We start from the raw sequence: 18,631 nt of genomic DNA, 5'->3' as shown, positions 1-18,631 counted from the left end.
CTATATGCCATGTCTATTCATTGCTGAAAACAACAGGTAAAAAGTACTCGTGCTATCGGTACTTTGATAAACAAGATGTTTTAAATTAGTAAACGCCTCAAATAAAAATTAAATAAACATGATTAAAAAAGCCTCAATCGGATTACTGGTATTAGCCTTATCTACAACTTCTTGTGTCTCTAAGAAAATTTACAACGATCTTGAATCAAAATATTCAGATCTAAAAAAAGAAAATCGCGCTGTTGCTGATGAAAATGCAGATTTAAAAAAAGCAAAAAATCAGCTGGAACTAGACCGTGATAAGTTAACTAAAGATTTGGCAACTACTAAAGCAGATCTTGAAAAACAAAAAGCAGATTTAGCTGCGGAACAAAAGAGATATAAAGTGCTGCAGGATTCGTACAATGCACTTGAGAAAAACAGCAACGATGCCCTGGAAAGCAACATGAATAAAAATCGTGAGTTGTTAGCCCAATTAGAAGCAAAATCTAAAAAGTTAGCTGAAGAGCAAGCGCGTTTAGATAAAACGGCAAGTCGTCTTAACGAACTTGAAGCTATGATTGCCGCTAAAGAAGCTGCAATGAAAAAACTAAAAGATACCTTGTCTAAAGCTTTAAATGGTTTTGAAGGAAAAGGATTGACGGTAGAGCAAAAGAACGGAAAAGTATATGTTTCTATGGAAAACAAATTGCTTTTTAGTTCAGGTAGCTGGGCTGTTGGAGTTGAAGGTAGAAAAGCAGTTGTGGAATTAGGTAAAGTATTAGGTGATAATCCGGATCTTTCGGTTCTTATCGAAGGACATACAGATGATGATCAATACGCAAATTCAGGAGCTATTGCCAACAACTGGGATTTATCAACCAAGAGAGCAACGGCAATTGTTGCGATTTTGAGTGAAAATGAAAAAATCAATAAACAAAAACTAACGGCAGCGGGAAGAAGTGAATTCTCACCTCTGGCCAGCAACGCCACTCCGGAAGGAAAAGCGAAGAACCGTAGAATTGAGATTATTTTGACTCCAAGATTAGATGAAATTGCGGAGATGTTGAATAGTATAAACTAAGTACTTTTTATAGGTACAAAGGTTCAAAGGAACAAAGGCTCAGAGTTTTTACTTTGGGCCTTTTTTAGTTAAAAGAAAAAGCTCAGCCACTTAGAACCTTTTAGAAAAAAATAACTTTTACTGTATTTCTAATAGTACATTCCCTTTGTACCTTTGAGCCTTTGCAACTTTGAACCTAAAAAAACATGAAATACACTACATTACCCCATACCGATATAAAAGTCAGTAAAATCAACCTCGGAACAATGACTTTTGGTCAGCAAAATACAGAAGCCGAAGGACATGCTCAAATGGATTACGCACTCGAAAGAGGAGTGAATTTTTTTGATACAGCCGAAATGTATTCGGTTCCTGCACGTGAGGAGACTTACGGAAGTACTGAAAAAGTTATCGGTTCCTGGTTTAAGAAATCAGGAAATCGAGATAAAGTGGTTTTAGCCACCAAAATTGCAGGACCTAATCCCGGTTTTGGTTATATGAGAGACAATTTGGATTTCTCTCCGGCAAGTATTAAATATGCGGTAGAAAATAGTTTAAAACGCCTTCAGACAGACTATATTGACTTGTACCAAATGCATTGGCCGGAACGAAAAACCAATTGTTTTGGGCAACGTGCTTTCAATGGTCATGACGATGTGTGGGAAGATAACTTTAGAGGAGTTCTTGAAACCTTTGATGAATTAATCAAAGAGGGAAAAATAAAACACATTGGGGTTTCCAATGAAAATGCATGGGGAATGATGCGTTTTCTGGAAGAGAGTAAATACAATAATTTACCAAGAATCAAAACCGTTCAGAATCCGTATTCTTTATTGAATCGTCTTTTTGAGGTGGGTTCTGCAGAAGTTTCAAAATATGAAAATGTTGGTTTATTGGCGTATTCTCCTTTGGCATTTGGGGTATTGACGGGTAAATTTTTAAGCGGAGAAAGTCATCCAAATGCGAGAATCAAACTTTTCCCGCAATATACGCGTTACAGTAGTGAACAATCTACACAAGCAACACGTTTGTATCAGGAAATTGCACATAAACATGGTCTGACTCTGACTCAAATGGCAATGGGTTTTGTACTGCAACAACCCTTTTTGACCAGTGCAATCATTGGTGCGACAACTTTAGAACAATTAAAAGAAAACATCGACACAATTGATGTGGTGCTTTCTGATGAAATTCTTGCTGAAATCAATGCTGTTCAGGCAATCATTCCTGATCCGGCACCATAATAATAGCGACCTTTGCGTAAACCTTTGCGCACTTTGCGGTTGAATTCTCACGCAAAGACGCAGAATCGCAAAGTTTTTTATGCACGCAGATTTAGCTGATATTTTTGCTCTGTGATTCCGATAAAACAATCTGAGTAAATCTGCTAAATCTGCGTGAAAAAACTTCTCAGCAAACACAGGAGTGCCGTAGTCGCAAAGTTTTTCCAGTATAAAAAGTTGGAATTTCTTTTCTACTAAAGATCAAATTCATCATCAACCGCTAAAGAATCATTCTTAACCGCAGTAGAATCGGGAGCTTTAATTCTTATGAGTGATCTTGCATTTCCGGAGATGTAAACCGGAAGCTGTCCCAGAGTATCTTCGGGAATCAATAGCCCCCTGCGAAACATTAAGTTTTTAAGGAACTTTTGATTTTTCAAAGCATACTCTTTCAGGTTGCCCTGATCATTAAACTGATACATGAACTTTTTGGGCTTAGGTATGATAGTGGCCAAAAACAAGCATTCATCCACATTTAAAGCCGATGGACTTTTCTGGAAATAAAAATGACTCGCTTCTCCAATTCCGTATACGTTTGGTCCCCATTCGATAATGTTAAAATACACTTCGAGCATTCTTTCTTTGCTTACAATTCGGTTGTTCTCTAAAATATAAACCAGTAGAATTTCCTCGAGTTTACGTGAAAGTGTTTTTTCACGAGTCAAAAAGACGTTTTTAATCAACTGCATGCTGATGGTACTGGCACCACGCGAGAATTTTTTGGTTCGGATGTTTTTTAGAATCGATTGTTTAAAAGCTTCATTGATAAAGCCACGATGCGAAAAGAACGAAGGGTCTTCTGTTGTTAAAACACATTTTCTTAGATAAGGCGAAATCTGATCAAGTGGCGTATAATTTGGGTTGGCGTTTCCAACTAAAACAGGTCGCTGCATTACATTTTGAATAATGGCGCGATATACAAATTCACCATTCAATTTATTCAGATCAGCTTCTCCGTACTTTGTGATTCTGAGATCTTCTTTGTTTAGTTTGCTGTCAAAAACAAGCGCATTAGGTTTATTTTTGTTGAATTTGAAATCCAGTTTGTAATCAAAATTTCCTGTTGCTTCCATTCCCTGAAAATGAGTAAACAACCCATCAGGTAAGGAAACAATAAAATCCTGTGCTTTCATTTTCGGAATATCAACCTTTAAGGTATAGACGGTATCCGATGCTGTATTATAAGAAACATAAGGACGCACTTTTATTTTGTTCAACTGCATGGTTGAAGTGCTGTCGATCGATATAAAATCATTGCCTAATAAAAAGCGATAGTCAAAACGAGCGTTTTTAATCACAACATCTTTACTGGCAATTTTTGGGTGATTAATTTTTAAATTTGAAATTGAAGAATAACCATCGATATGCAGTTCGCTTCCGTCTTTTTCGATATTGTCGACATTTAATCGGATAGAATCAAAGCTAACTTGCAGATTGTAGCGTTCGTCAAGATAGGGAACACGAATGGCGCCCGTATCCAGATTAAAAAAACGTATATCCGCTTTTTTGTTTCTTGGGTCGGCAAAACCTTTTATGTTCCAACGTTGGTCAAAATCCTTGCTTTGAACATGAAGACTGGTTTCGAGTTGTTTGTTGTTTAAAACGAGTTTATTTATGGCTACAGACGTTTTTTTGCCGTTATCATCAATCTTAAAAATCAGATTTTCCAATTTCATATCGGTGGGAACCAGATTTAACAGTTTAGAGATGATACGGTAGGCAAAAGTGGCATATTTGCGTTTTTCGTTTTTATCGGTATCAGACGGGTCTTTTTTTAGGAAAGCATCAAAATTGCGAATTTTTCCTTTTTTGACCAATTGAATGTATCCATTGTCCATTTTCAAAGTGCCCACCTGTACATCACCAATTAGTAAACTGGATAGGTTAACACTGGTTTCTATTTTGTGAATGTGAAAAAGAGTGTCCGCGTTTTTTGGAGCCAGAATAACATCGGTTAATTTAATACCGGATAAACCTTCAAAAGAAGCCGATTTTACAGAAAAGGTGCTGTTGTATTCGACATTCATTTTGTGGGTTACTTTAGCAATGGCTTGTTTGAGAAGCGAATCGCGAAAAGAATAAAAGGCTAAAATAAGCACTCCTACTACTGTAAATAGGGTTAAGAGTGCTTTAATTATTTTTTGCTTTGGGAATTTCATAAAGGAGGTTTATAAAAATTAACCAAAAAGAATACTGGCTACATCTTCAATTTTAGCCACGAGTTCAATTTTGATTCCTGTATTTTTTGAAGCAATTTTATTGTATTTGGAAACAAAGATAGTATTGAATCCTAGTTTTTCGGCTTCCTGAATTCTTTGATCTACCCGATTTACCGGACGGATTTCTCCTGATAAGCCCACTTCTCCGGCGAAGCAAAATCCCTTTGTGACCGGGATATCTTCGTTGGAAGACAAAATAGCTGCAACAACGGCTAAGTCAATCGCGGGATCATCTACAGAAATTCCCCCTGTAACATTCAGGAAAACGTCTTTAGCACCCAAACGAAATCCGGCTCTTTTTTCTAATACAGCCAAAATCATGTTGAGTCTTTTGGCATTGTAGCCGGTTGTGCTGCGTTGTGGAGTTCCGTAAACAGCGGTACTTACAAGCGATTGTATCTCGATCATCAGCGGACGCATACCTTCAAGTGTAGTAGCAATTGCGGTTCCTGATAATTCTTCGTCTTTGTGTGAAATTAATATTTCCGACGGATTGCTGACTTCTCGCAAACCGCTTCCTAACATTTCGTAAATCCCCAATTCGGCTGTTGATCCGAAACGGTTTTTTAAGGAGCGTAAAATTCGATACACATGATTTCGATCACCTTCAAATTGCAAAACGGTGTCGACCATATGCTCCAGAATTTTTGGACCGGCAATGTTTCCGTCTTTGGTAATATGTCCGATTAAAATAACGGGGATGTTTGTTTCTTTGGCAAATTTGATGAGTTCGGCTGTGGTTTCTCTGATTTGAGAAATACTTCCGGCAGTTGATTCGATATAATCCGTATGCAAAGTCTGAATCGAGTCGATAATGACAATTTCGGGAGCAATGGCTTCAATTTGTTTGAATATGTTTTGCGTTTTGGTCTCGGTCAGGATGTAACAGTTGTCGCTATCCGGTGTGATTCTTTCGGCACGCATTTTTATTTGCTTCTGGCTTTCTTCGCCCGAAACATAAAGTGTTTTGTAAGGAAGTTTTAGAGATATCTGGAGTAAAAGTGTACTTTTTCCGATTCCGGGTTCACCACCTAAAAGGGTTAAGGAACCGGGAACAATACCACCACCAAGAACACGATTTAGTTCTCCGTCTGTTGTGTTCATTCGGATTTCCTGAGCCGAATCGATTTCGTTAATTTTTAACGGACGTGGGGCTTTGCCCATTGGAGTCGGTTCGCTTTTCCAGGCTACTTTTTCCTGTTTTTGAATGATTTCTTCGGCAATAGTATTCCATTCTTTGCAGGCATTGCATTGCCCTTGCCATTTGGCATATTGAGTTCCGCAGTTCTGGCAAAAAAAAGAAGTTTTAACTTTTGACATTAGTTATGGTTTTTTTGAAAGGGTATTCATTTCGTCAATTTTTTCATACATCAAATCCTTGTTCAAATCCCCAATTGGCTCCATTTGTGAAGCATTTTGGTATTTTTTTGAGGCTCTTTTCGGATCGCCCATTTTTTCGTACATCAGCCCTAATTCATATTCGCCCAACATTGCTTTAGGATAATTGACATTTCCTATTTCTGCCATTTTACCTAATTCGTCGTAAGCGTTCTTTTTTAGAATAATGTTTTCAATTACTTTGAAGTCGGTCATTCTAACCGGAATCTGAACTCCAAGAACTTTAGACATTTCGTTGTACTTGTTTTCCAGATAATCTGCATAACCGGTTTCAAGGATTGCGATTTTGTTGTTGTATTCCGTAGAGTTTATCGGTCTGTAAGCTTCAAATATTTGATATAATGCACTCGGTATCGAATGTAGGACTTCGGTGTAATGAGTAGTGTTTTTGAAAATATCGTATTTATAATTTACCAGTGGATTGTTGGCAATTTTAATGTTGCTGTCTAATTTTTCTATAGGCTCTTTGATTTTTTTGATATCGCCATCGGCTACAGAAAGATAGTAGAAGAAAGGTGTTTTTAGTTTGGCAAATTGCTCCGGAATTCGAACTTCCATTTTAGGAGCAAGTTCAGGACTTAAGCAAATATAGGCATTAAAAAGCGGTTCTTCTTTATACAGGTAAAAGTTGATAAAACTGGCTGTGGTATCATGTCCTGCAATAATTCTGAAAGGGGAGGTACGGTATTTTTTTTCAATATAGGGAACTAGTTCAGCACCTATAAACTCGAAGAAATCTGCTCCTTTTTCAAAAGGTAATCCATTAATTTGATCAATAGTGGTGTCGTCAAAGCGTTCGCCGTCTTTATTTTGGTGAACACCAATAATAATCATTTCGGGTAAATCATCCCAATACGCGCCATAACTTACAGCTCCCGAGAAAGGATCAAATAAATAATCGCCATCTAACAAATACAAAACGGGATATTTTTTCTCCGGATTGGCTTCGTAGGAAGGAGGCAGTCCAATAGTAATTCTTCTTTCCTCTCCCAGTTTCTCGGATTTGATATTGTCAAATTTTTTCTGCGAGAAAACAGAAATAGAAATTAAAGTAAGTAATAAGTAAACTTTTTTCATGATTTGGGGTATTTCAGTGAATTAAAAAGTATTGTAATAGTGTAGCAATATAACACTTTATTTGCTTTTTTATTATTCCGGGATTTTAAAATAAGGAATAGTGAAAAGGAGCTAAGTTGTTAAGATTCTAAGCTTTGTTTTGTACACGCAGATCTGGAGTAATTTGATATTTCAACTCGTTAGCGGTATTTATTTTTTGACACCTAAATAATTTTGAGAAAAGAAAAAGACATTTCATTTATTTAGCCCTCCTTATTTTTTGACTATGTGATAGAAATGGATTTTTTTTGGAGTCTTTCATATCAAGTAAAATCGATGTTACCATTTGTTAAAAAAAATAGTAACGAATTACGTTCAACATTCTACTCCAATATCTCAGAATCTCAGAACCTCAGAATCTTTATACCTTTTCTATTAAGAAATATTTGATAAAATTTACTTTCGATAGGGATAAAAGAAATCCTCTCTGATAAAAAACTTTATCAAATGTTGAAGAAATGGGGTGTAAAAGAAAAGCTTAGGTTAGCGAATTATCATTTTCATTTGGGAAAATGATCCATGGTTTGAAGGTTTTAGCTTCTTCAAATTCCAGGGTTGCATAAGATATGATGATAATGATATCGTCTTTTTGAACTTTTCTTGCTGCAGGGCCATTCAGAGTGATGTCACCTGAATTTCTTTCTCCCTTGATAGCGTAAGTCTCAAAGCGTTCGCCATTATTGATATTTACAATAGCTACTTTTTCGCCTTCAATAATGTTTGAAGCTTCCAGTAGTGTTTCGTCAATAGTAATACTGCCAATATAATTTAAATCGGCTCCCGTTACTTTTACACGGTGAATTTTGGATTTTATAACTTGAATTTGCATGGTGCAAAGGTAATTTAATTTAATGAAATGGTGTCAATCAGTCTTATAGAATTAACAAATACCGCTATAAACGCACGGTAGTTTTTGTCTTTATTTTTGTAGTCGATCGGTAATAATGTAGATTCATCAGCGATAACAAAATACTCCAGGGTAAACCTTTCGTTGTTTTTGAATGAATTTTCAACAAACGCAATAGTCTCTTCGGGAGTACCGGTCTGAAATATTTCTTTTGCTTCTGTTAAAGTTTTATAAATAATGGCAGCCTCTTTTCTTTCTTCAGCTGTTAAACGTTCGTTTCGGGAACTCATAGCAAGTTGATTTTCCTCTCTAAAGATAGGACAACCAATAACATTTACCGGCATATTGTTCTTTTCCACCATTTTTTTGACGATTTGCAATTGCTGAAAATCTTTCTCTCCAAAATACGCATTTGTTGGAGTTACGATTTCGAATAAACGTTTTACAATTGTTCCGACGCCATTAAAATGTCCCGGTCTGAATTTTCCTTCCATTTGATTTTCTAATCCGTCGAAATCAAAATGCTGCGAAACGGTGTCGCCTTCATAAATATCCTCGACAGACGGAGCATACAAAATTATTTTGTCGCTCAGAACTCGCATTTTTCTTACGTCTTCTTCAAGAGTTCTGGGATATTTTGCCAGATCTTCAGGATTGTTAAACTGAGTTGGATTTACGAAAATACTAACTACTGTATCGTCGTTTTCTTTAAGGGATCGCTGCATTAAAGCCAGATGTCCCTGGTGTAAAGCGCCCATTGTTGGTACAAATCCGATAGTCGAATTTGCGGTTTTGATAGTTTTTAAATACGCTATCAAAGCTACTTTACCGTAGAAAATATGCATGTCGGTATTATTAAAATTTAGTGCAAACATAATATATTAGTTAATAACTGCATAAAATTTTGTAATTTTGCAACGTTTTTATTACCAAAAATTAAGTAAAATACTATTATGAAAGATAAGAGGATATTATATGTATCATCTGAAGTCGTGCCTTATTTGGCTGAAAATGAGGTTTCTTTAATGTCTTATGACGTTCCGAAAATGATTAACGATCAGGGCGGCCAGATAAGAATTTTCATGCCAAGATATGGAAACATCAACGAAAGAAGACATCAGTTACACGAAGTAATTAGACTTTCAGGAATGAATTTGGTAGTGAATGATTTGGATATGCCATTGATTATTAAAGTAGCCTCTATTCCTAAAGAAAGAATTCAGGTTTATTTTATAGATAATGATGAGTATTTTAAACGTAAAGCAACTTTTGCTGACGAAGAAGGGGTTTTATATCCTGATAATGATGAGAGAGCTATCTTTTTTGCCAAAGGAGTTGTAGAAACGGTAAAAAAACTCAACTGGGTTCCCGATATTATTCATGTTCATGGTTGGTTAGCCGCTATGCTTCCAATTTATATGAAACATTATTACAAAAATGAAGCATTGTTTTCTGAAACTAAAATTGTGACTTCTGTTTATGGGCAGTCATTTGATGAAAATTTAGATTTGGAAATGATCAATAAGGTGAAATTTGACGGTGTGCCACATGAGTCAGTTGCTGATTTGGAAACACCGAACTACGAGAACATTTTAAAGGCCAGTATATTGCATTCTGATGCTGTGATTATTGCATCGCCACACGTTTCTTCAAGTTTAACAAAATTTATAGAATCTTCAGGAAAACCTTTTTTACCTTTCGCCACGAAAGATGCATTCGCTGATGCGTATACAAATTTCTACAAAAGTATGGGTCTTTAAATTTTAACATTATTATTAAACATGTATAATACTTCTTTTTTTAAGAAAACGCTATTAATTGCATCGGTTGTTCTTTTATATTCCTGCGACAAAGATTTTAATGCCATTGGTGATGATCTGATTGGAGACAATCATTTCGGATTAGAATCTGAAAAGTATGATGTTGTGGCTTATGATCAGGTAATTAGTCCGATCCAGTCAAATGCGTTGGTTAATAATGCCTTAGGTATTTATAACGACGGTGTTTTTGGGGAGAGAACGGCGAGTTTTGCTACTCAGGTTTCGCTTGATAGTTATGTTCCTACTATTGGTGCGGATCCTACTGTAGTAACGGTTACATTAACAGTGCCTTATTTTAGTCATGCGACAGCTGTTAATGAAGGCGTAACAACTTATGTGCTAGATTCGATCTATGGTAAACCCGGAGAGAAGTTTAAATTAAGTGTTTATGAATCGGGTGTTCAGATGCGTTCTTCTTATATTGAGGGTGGTTCACAATATCCGCAGTTGTACTACACAGATCAAAATGCTGATTTTGATGCTTATAAAGATCCTACAAGAAAAGAAGGCAAACGTTTGAATAATGGTATTCCTTCGGAAAATGATGAATTCTATTTTGATTCTTCTGAGCGTTCTGATGAAACAACTGACCCGGTAACGAATGTAAAAACGACTACTAAATCTCCTCCGCAAATGCGTCTGAATTTAGATAAGGATTTTTTTAGGGATAAAATTTTAAAAGCCAGTGCTGCAAATCTTTCTGCTCAGGATGTTTTTCAGCAGTATTTTAAAGGCTTATATTTTAAGGTTGAAAAAGCAGGAGGTAGTCCGGGTAATATGGCTTTACTGAATTTTGCTCAGGGAAAAATTACGATAAAATATAGAGCAAAAACGGAAATTACAACAGATCCGGAAGACACGAAAGAAGATAAAACACTGGTTATTAATTTGTCGGGTGCTACAGCCGGTTTACAGAACAATGTTAAAGCACCGGCTTATCAAAACGCTCTTAACACGCAAAATACTAGTACAGGTGATGAATCACTTTACTTGAAAGGTGGTGAGGGATCACTTGCTGTTATTGAACTTAAAGATTTTGGTTTAAAACTGGAAGATATCAGAGCAAAAAAATGGTTGGTTAACGAAGCCAATTTAGTTTTTCATATCGACAGAGATAAAATGCTCGGAATACCGGATGCAACAGTGGGTACTCGTGAGCCTAAAAGAATTTATTTATATGATTTAACAAACAATACGCCTATTTTAGATTTTATAACAGATGGTACCGGCAGTGGAGCAGCGATGGGAAAAGCGGTGTATAGCGGTATAATTAATGTTGATCCTACGAGTAAAAAAGGGACTACTTATAAAATCAGGTTAACAAATCATATTCGAAATATTATAAAAAACACTACAGCGGTTAATGTTAAATTGGGCTTAGTGGTTACCGGAGATATCAATACATCCGGTTCTTATAAATTGAAATTAAAAAATAACGTTATTTCAGATGCGCCAAAAGCCTCTGTTATAAGTCCGTTAGGGACAGTATTATTCGGGAATAATATTCCTTCAAGCAGTCCGAATTATGCTAAAAGATTGCAGCTTGAGGTTTACTACACGAAACCAAATTAATAAATATATATGTGTGGAATTGTTGGATATATAGGTCATAGAGAGGCGTATCCTATTATTATTAAGGGATTAAAGCGACTCGAATACAGAGGATATGATAGTGCCGGGGTTATGTTGTATGATGACCAGGAAAGCATAAAACTTTGTAAAACAAAAGGTAAGGTTTCTGATCTTGAGGCTAAAGCTAAAGATAGTTTTACTACAAACGGAACTATAGGAATAGGACATACACGTTGGGCAACTCATGGGGTTCCAAATGATGTAAATTCGCATCCGCATCTTTCTAATTCCGGAGAATTGGTGATTATTCATAATGGAATTATTGAGAATTATGCACCTCTTAAAGAAGAATTAATTAAAAGAGGCTATACTTTTAAATCAGATACAGATACAGAAGTATTGGTAAATCTAATTGAAGAAGTACAGAAAAATGAAGGTATTAAACTTGGAAAAGCGGTTCAGGTTGCTTTAAATCAGGTTGTTGGTGCTTATGCAATTGCGGTTTTTGACAAGAAAAATCCAAATGAGATTGTAGCAGCAAGATTGGGTAGTCCATTGGCTATTGGTGTTGGTGAAGGAGAATTTTTTATTGCTTCTGATGCTTCCCCTTTTATTGAATATACTTCAAACGCTATTTATCTTGAGGATGGTGAAATGGCAAACATCAGATTGCACAAACCACTTAAAGTTAGAAAAATAAAGGATGATTCGTTAGTAGATCCTTATATTCAAGAGCTTCAAATGAACTTGGAGCAGATTGAAAAAGGAGGTTACGATCACTTTATGTTAAAAGAGATTTACGAGCAGCCAAGTGTAATTAAAGATACTTACAGAGGTAGACTTAATGCCAATAAAGGTATTGTTCAAATGGCCGGTGTTGAGGATAATATCGAAAAATTCTTAAATGCAAAGCGTATCTTAATTGTTGCTTGTGGGACTTCTTGGCATGCAGGTTTAGTGGCTGAGTATATTTTTGAAGAATTTACCCGCATTCCGGTTGAAGTAGAATATGCTTCTGAATTCAGATACCGTAATCCAATCATCAATAAGGATGATGTGGTAATTGCTATTTCTCAATCAGGAGAGACAGCAGATACTATGGCAGCTATTAAGTTAGCCAAAGAAAACGGTGCTTTTGTGTTTGGAGTATGTAATGTGGTGGGTTCATCAATTTCAAGAGAAAGCCATGCAGGTGCTTATACACACGCAGGTCCGGAAATTGGAGTAGCTTCAACTAAAGCTTTCACGACTCAGATTACAGTTTTAACTATGATTGCATTGCGATTAGGTAAAGCTAAAGGAACGTTGTCTAATTCTGATTTTCATACTTACTTACAGGAATTAGAGATAATCCCTGAGAAAGTGGGTGAAGCATTGGAAACAAATGACAGAGCCAAAGAAATTGCGGCAGCGTTTAAAGATGCTCCGAACTGTTTGTATTTAGGACGCGGATATAATTTCCCGGTAGCCCTTGAAGGTGCTTTAAAACTTAAAGAGATCTCTTATATTCACGCAGAAGGATATCCTGCGGCAGAAATGAAGCACGGTCCAATTGCTTTGATTGATGAGCATATGCCGGTTATTGTAATTGCGCCTAAACAAGGACATTATGATAAGATTGTAAGTAATATTCAGGAAATTAAATCACGTAGTGGTAAAATTATCGCGGTGGTTACTAAGGGAGATACTCAAGTTCGTGAACTAGCAGATTATGTGATCGAAATTCCGGAAACTTCGGATGCTTTATCTCCGCTAATTACGACAATTCCATTGCAGTTGCTTTCTTACTATATTGCGGTAATGAGAGGATGTAATGTAGATCAGCCGCGTAACTTAGCAAAATCGGTAACGGTAGAATAAAGTATTTACAACAAAATATTATTTGATGAAAAGCGAGATTTAGGTCTCGCTTTTTTTGTGGTAATTCATTTTTAAAACAAAAATTAAAATAGATGTGCCTAAATCCTGTCGAAGAATAAATAGCTGATTTTAATAAAACTTCTTTTTAGTTCAGTTAGGCAGTTATATAGGTTTAGAAATTGTTTTATTAGATTTGTTTTGGGGTGTATTGTGGGCATGGATTGTAAATCCGCGTTATCGGGTTTTTCATGTATAGAAGGTGGCTAGAGGTTTAATTTAATTAAGATATGAAAACAAATTATTTTTTGAAACAGAGTGTAAAAAAGACTATTTTTTTGATACTAGTAATACCCGGTGTAGTTCAATTGATTGTAATAAATTTGGTTCAATTGATTTTTGATGAAAGGTTGCTTTATTATATTGGATTTGTGTTTTTTTGGATGTTGTATTTGCCTTATTTCTATTGGCTAAATGTTTCTGTAACATTTATGTACAGTCAATCAAATAAGTATTTTAGGTCGAAATTAGCAAATTTTAGAATTAGCTTGTTGATAAATCTTATTGTAGTTTTAAATTTTGTTTTTCTTGTTGCGTACGTATTGAGTCAATCGAATGGAGGTAAGCCTGATATTGATTTTATCGGTTTTTTGATTTCAATTCAGTTTATTGGAATTGTATCTTTTGTCTACAATAGTTGTTTTATTTGTAAACTTATGGCAACTATTGAACTAAATAGAAAAGTCAGTTTTGCAGATTTTAGTAATAATTTTGTTGCTTTTTCATTTCCTCCTTTGGCAATAAGTATCATTCAGAATAAGATAAAAAAAATGCAGGTGTTAGAAAGTGAACTTTAGGTTTCATTTTCTTTCTCTTATCAAATTTTTCTTCTGAACGGTGTGTATGTAGTAGATCAGAAAGATTTTTCATATTAGGTTATTAGAGTGAATGAACAAATTCAGATTGAAAGTTGGAGGGAAAAAGGTATGTCAGGAAATGCAAGAAATGGTATAGGGGTTTCAAATAAAAACGCGGATAAGTTTATTGAGTGGGGTTTAAAATTATTATTGTAACAAGAAAAAGCATATGTCAAAAGAGAATTATATAGTTGCAAAAGAAGCTATAATTAAGGTAATCGATATTGCGATTTATTGTTTTAAAAATTATACCCCTAAAGATTGGGATGTCATAACATTTGAATCTTTTATAAAAGTTTATTCGGAATGTAAGGAAGATGTGTTAAACCCCGAGCCTCAATATGACAATTTAAAAAGTTTGAAATATGTGATTAATGATGTGTTTATATACTTTCAGGAAAGTAGTGGTAATTGTGTTGAGGAATTTTGGAAAGAAATAAAAAAGCAAAACTTGCCTTATAAGCGAGAGAATAAGATGGTGAAAATTTTAAAACGAAAAAAAATTAATAGTATTCAGGAATATGATTTTGTGATAGATGTGCTTGTGCCTTATCAGCAAGAGGGGTTGATTAATAGTAGCGAAGTTACATTGTTAAATGAGTTAATAGGTCGGTTTGAAAGGTTGAAGAAGAAATAAAATTAATCTTTAAAAACAATTAAGCTTGATAACATGGATTTGTAACTCCGATAGCGCGGATTTGCAATCCGTGTCCTACCTATTCCAAAGAATTTAGTTGTACAAATTTGTCTAACTTTATTAAAATTGGCTTAAAATGAAAATAATAATTCTAGATTCAATCTCATAAAGCAAATTTAAAAAGCTAGATCGTTTTAGAGTGCGTAAGTTTTAAAAGAAAACTAATGGTTATAGTGGGAATTATATATGATCTTGGTATCGCAAGATTTGAAATCATAAGTGTTCAAAACCTTTAAAAAAAGTAAGTAATAAATGAAACTTATCCGTACTTTAACAATAAAATAAAAATAAGATGGTACAATTGATTTTTTTTGCTTCTAATGATGATTGCTGTAGGTGTTTTTATTTATGCAACTAAGTATAAAAATAAGGAAAAACCTATAGTCGGGATTAAGAGAGAAAAAGCATCTGATTATTTTAGAGATTATCATAATCTGAAGTTGTATTGGGCTTCCATAGCATTTATTGTTTTCGGGGGTGTTATGTTGTTAGCTATTATAATAATAGAATTTGTGTTCGGTTAGTTACTCTGCTATGCATATGAGTCCATGCTGTAATAGAAACTCCAGTTGTATATTTTTATTCAATTACTACAATGTTAGAGTGGTAATTAGAGCTTGAAATACACATCAACAACATAACTTTACAAAATCAACTAAACTAGAATAAATACAAAAATACATACATGTTAAAAAAGCGAGATTTAGGTCTCGCTTTTTTATTTTATCATATTTTTTTTCTGAACGGTGTATTTTTAGTAAATCCGCAATTTTTCCTTCAAAAATTATATGTGTGCATAGTAATTAGTTTGCAGAGGCTTTAATATTTGAGGTTAATTTAATAAATAGCATTGTCAAATAGTTAAAATAATGTTTATAAATGTGACGAATATCAATTTATTTTAACGTTTTTTTATACATATTGAAATAATTTGTATTTTGGTAGTATAAACTAAACAAAAACTAACCAAATGAGAGTCTATTTATTAATGATGTTGTTTTTCAGCGGAATATCTTTTGCGCAGAATTCAATTACTGGTTCTGTTGCCGATGCTAACAGACAAGCTATCCCTGGTGCCAATATTGTCGTAGTTGGAAGTTCTAACGGTGCTTCCACCGATTTTGATGGTACATTTAAATTGACGGTCTCGACTAAGCCACCTTTTACAATTAAAGTGTCTGCCGTAGGTTTCGAGGCCAAAACCATTAATGTTACTTCTTTGAATCAGAAAATTGATGTGGTTTTAAAAGAAGAGGAAACGAAACTAAATGAAATAGTAGTTTCTGCTTCCAGAACTCCAGAGCGAGTGCTTGAATCTCCGGTAACTATTGAAAGAATGGGAATTCAGGACATTAAGAAAACGGCATCTCCTACTTTTTATGATGGTTTGGAAAATCTGAAAGAAGTGCAAATGAATACCAGTAGTATGTCTTTTAAATCAATTAATACAAGGGGTTTTGCTACTGTTGCCAATACTCGTTTTATGCAATTGGTGGACGGAATGGATAATTCATCTCCTCTTTTGAATTTCGTTTTAGGAAACTTAATTGGTGTTTCGGAAATAGATGTTCAAAGTGTTGAGTTGTTGCCTGGTGCATCATCTGCTTTGTACGGGGCGAATGCTTTTAACGGAATTTTATTTATGAACAGTAAAAATCCATTCAATTATCAGGGAGTCTCTGCGTATTTTAAATACGGAATGACTTCACAAGATGCCGCAGGTGTAAATAACTATTATGATTTTGGAGTGCGTTTTTCGCATGCGTTTAATAAATACTTTGCTGCCAAAGCCAACTTCACTTATATGGAAGCTACAGATTGGTATGCTACAAATTATAATGATAAAAGAGTTAGTGGAATTGACAGGAGTGATATAAATTATGACGGAATAAATGTATATGGAGATGAAGTTTCTACTAATATAAAGGGAGTTGGTCAGTCTTTGGCTGCTTTAGGTTTGTTACCTGCTTCGGCTGTAAATTTATTGCCGAGTACCAATGTTAGTAGAACTGGTTATAATGAAACTGATCTTACAAACAACAAAGCAGGAAATACAAAAATTGATTTTTCGTTGCATGCAAGACCTTTTGGTGATGACAGATTAGAAATTATCTGGCAAAGTAAATTTGGTACCGGTAATGCGGTTTATCAAGGAGCGAACAGATATTACTTGAATGACTTTTTTATGCAACAACATAAAATTGAATTTAAAGGAAGGAATTTCTTTTTGAGAGGATACACTACAGGAGAAGATGGAGGGCATTCTTATGATATGGGATTCACCGGGATCAATGTAAACAGAAAATGGAAAGACGATAAAACCTGGTTTGGTCAGTATGCGGGAGCTTATGTTCAGGCAACTTTAGGCGGAATGACACCAGAGAATGCACATGCTGCTGCAAGAGCTACTGCAGATACAGGACGTTTTTTACCGGGAACATCGGCATTTAAAAAAGCATTTAATGAGGTAATTGCTGACGAAAGTGTACTTACAGGTTCTAAATTGGTTGATAACTCAAGAATTTATCACTCTGATTTGAACTATAATTTTAAAGATCTATTAAAAGTTGTTGAAATTCAAGTGGGAGGGTCATTTAGATTGTATGAGTTAAATTCTCACGGAAGAATTTATACCGATGCAAATGGACCTATCAATTACAATGAATATGGTGCTTACACCCAGGTGATGAAAAAGTTTTTGGATGATAGGTTTAAATTTACAGGATCTATCCGTTATGATAAATCAAAAAACTTCGATGGTAATTTTTCTCCTAGATTGTCTCTTGTTTATTCAGGAGGAGAAAAAAAGAATCATAATTTCAGAGCATCGTTCCAAACCGGTTTCAGAAATCCATCTACTCAGGATCAGTATATCGGATTTAATGTTGGTAGTGCAGTGTTGTTAGGTTCTGCACCGGATAACTTATTACGCTTTACAGAGACTTTGCCTGTTGCAACGGCTGCAGGGCAGGCTTTTGCTGGCGGGCCAACGGCTATTATGAATGGGGAAAATGCATATGGTAATTCTTATACCGCAAGTTCTGTAGGGGCTTTTAGTGCTTTGGCGGGAAGTAATCCTGTAGCTGCATCGGCACTTTTGAGAAAAACAGATGTAAATTATGTTAGACCGGAAGAGGTTAAAGCTTTTGAGCTTGGGTATCGTTCTTTAATTAATGATGTTTCTATAGATCTTAATGCATATTATAATATTTACAATCATTTTATTGGTAATTTAAATGTGGTGGCGCCTTATTATGGTACAGCACAAGATTCACCTAATCCTTTGTTAGGGCCTACAGATAAAGGAGTTCAGTCGCTTCATGCACTTCAGAATGGAAATTACAGAGCTTATCAGTTGTATACTAATACAGACGTAGAGATTAAATCGCTTGGGTTTGGTGTTGGTCTTTCTAAGAAAATAATCGCTAATTATGAATTGGGAGTAAATTACAACTATGCTCAGTTTGATTTTGATCAGGCAAAAGATCCGAGTTTTGAAGCCGGATTTAATACACCAAAACACAGAGTTAAAGTGTCTGTCGGAAATGAGAGATTGTTTGAAAACTTCGGATTTAATGTTAGCGGAAGATGGAACACGGAATACAAATGGGAATCAACATTTGCTGATGGTATAATTAAAGCGGCTACCGTAATTGATGCCCAAATTAATTATGGACTTCCAAAATTAAAATCTGTTGTAAAATTAGGAGCATCAAATATTGGAGGAAAAGAATATGCTCAGGTGCTTGGTGCAGGATATATTGGTCAGCAGTATTTTGCTTCCTGGACGATCAATCCATAATTTGAATTAACGGACGTAACAAACATTTTATTCGCTTTTTGGGATTTGAAATCCCGAAAAG

General features: G+C 35.1%; 13 protein-coding genes. 8 read left to right on the top strand and 5 right to left on the bottom strand.

Annotation, left to right across the window (positions count from 1 at the left end; all coding sequences use genetic code 11):
- The first annotated feature begins 118 nt into the window (after positions 1-118).
- A complete protein-coding gene (locus G3A47_RS05890) occupies positions 119-1,063 on the top strand; it encodes an OmpA/MotB family protein (protein ID WP_166921256.1) in 945 nt (314 codons plus the stop codon).
- Positions 1,064-1,248: 185 nt separating this feature from the next.
- Positions 1,249-2,286: an NADP(H)-dependent aldo-keto reductase gene (locus tag G3A47_RS05885; protein WP_166921255.1), complete on the top strand. Its 1,038-nt coding sequence runs from the start codon at positions 1,249-1,251 to the stop codon at positions 2,284-2,286.
- 233 nt (positions 2,287-2,519) lie between these two features.
- On the opposite strand, the gene G3A47_RS05880 is transcribed toward G3A47_RS05885, so the two are convergent.
- The 5 genes from G3A47_RS05880 to panC all read right to left on the bottom strand — a co-directional run bounded on the left by G3A47_RS05880 (position 2,520) and on the right by panC (position 8,780).
- Complete coding sequence (locus G3A47_RS05880) at positions 2,520-4,484, bottom strand: transglycosylase domain-containing protein (RefSeq protein WP_166921254.1); 1,965 nt, start codon at positions 4,482-4,484, stop codon at positions 2,520-2,522.
- A gap of 18 nt (positions 4,485-4,502) precedes the next feature.
- Positions 4,503-5,864, bottom strand: a complete 1,362-nt coding sequence (gene radA, locus G3A47_RS05875) for a DNA repair protein RadA (protein WP_166921253.1) — start codon at positions 5,862-5,864, stop codon at positions 4,503-4,505.
- A 3-nt stretch (positions 5,865-5,867) separates the two neighbouring features.
- Positions 5,868-7,019, bottom strand: a complete 1,152-nt coding sequence (locus G3A47_RS05870) for an alpha/beta hydrolase (RefSeq protein ID WP_166921252.1) — start codon at positions 7,017-7,019, stop codon at positions 5,868-5,870.
- Between the two features lie 517 nt (positions 7,020-7,536).
- Positions 7,537-7,887, bottom strand: coding sequence for an aspartate 1-decarboxylase (gene panD, locus G3A47_RS05865; protein WP_047777048.1), 351 nt, complete (start codon positions 7,885-7,887; stop codon positions 7,537-7,539).
- A gap of 14 nt (positions 7,888-7,901) precedes the next feature.
- Entirely contained in the window at positions 7,902-8,780 is an 879-nt protein-coding gene (gene panC / locus G3A47_RS05860) for a pantoate--beta-alanine ligase (protein ID WP_166921251.1), read from the bottom strand.
- Between the two features lie 78 nt (positions 8,781-8,858).
- On the opposite strand from panC, the gene G3A47_RS05855 reads away from it, so the two are divergent.
- The 6 genes from G3A47_RS05855 (at position 8,859) to G3A47_RS05830 (ending at position 18,570) form a co-directional block, all read left to right on the top strand.
- Positions 8,859-9,665: a glycogen/starch synthase gene (locus tag G3A47_RS05855; RefSeq protein ID WP_166921250.1), complete on the top strand. Its 807-nt coding sequence runs from the start codon at positions 8,859-8,861 to the stop codon at positions 9,663-9,665.
- Between the two features lie 21 nt (positions 9,666-9,686).
- The gene (locus tag G3A47_RS05850; protein ID WP_166921249.1) at positions 9,687-11,297 is read left to right on the top strand and encodes a DUF4270 domain-containing protein; all 1,611 of its coding nucleotides are present in this window, start codon (positions 9,687-9,689) and stop codon (positions 11,295-11,297) included.
- A 9-nt stretch (positions 11,298-11,306) separates the two neighbouring features.
- Positions 11,307-13,157: a glutamine--fructose-6-phosphate transaminase (isomerizing) gene (glmS, locus tag G3A47_RS05845; protein ID WP_166921248.1), complete on the top strand. Its 1,851-nt coding sequence runs from the start codon at positions 11,307-11,309 to the stop codon at positions 13,155-13,157.
- Between the two features lie 335 nt (positions 13,158-13,492).
- Complete coding sequence (locus G3A47_RS05840; RefSeq protein ID WP_166921247.1) at positions 13,493-14,011, top strand: hypothetical protein; 519 nt, start codon at positions 13,493-13,495, stop codon at positions 14,009-14,011.
- 229 nt (positions 14,012-14,240) lie between these two features.
- Positions 14,241-14,708, top strand: a complete 468-nt coding sequence (locus tag G3A47_RS05835) for a hypothetical protein (protein WP_166921246.1) — start codon at positions 14,241-14,243, stop codon at positions 14,706-14,708.
- A 1,030-nt stretch (positions 14,709-15,738) separates the two neighbouring features.
- Entirely contained in the window at positions 15,739-18,570 is a 2,832-nt protein-coding gene (locus G3A47_RS05830) for a TonB-dependent receptor (protein ID WP_166921245.1), read from the top strand.
- The last annotated feature ends 61 nt before the right edge of the window (positions 18,571-18,631 follow it).

Origin of the sequence: Flavobacterium poyangense, from assembly GCF_011751075.1 — a bacterium.
In the GTDB taxonomy this organism is placed as follows: Bacteria; Bacteroidota; Bacteroidia; order Flavobacteriales; family Flavobacteriaceae; genus Flavobacterium; species Flavobacterium poyangense.
This window is presented reverse-complemented; position numbering and strand designations above follow the sequence as displayed.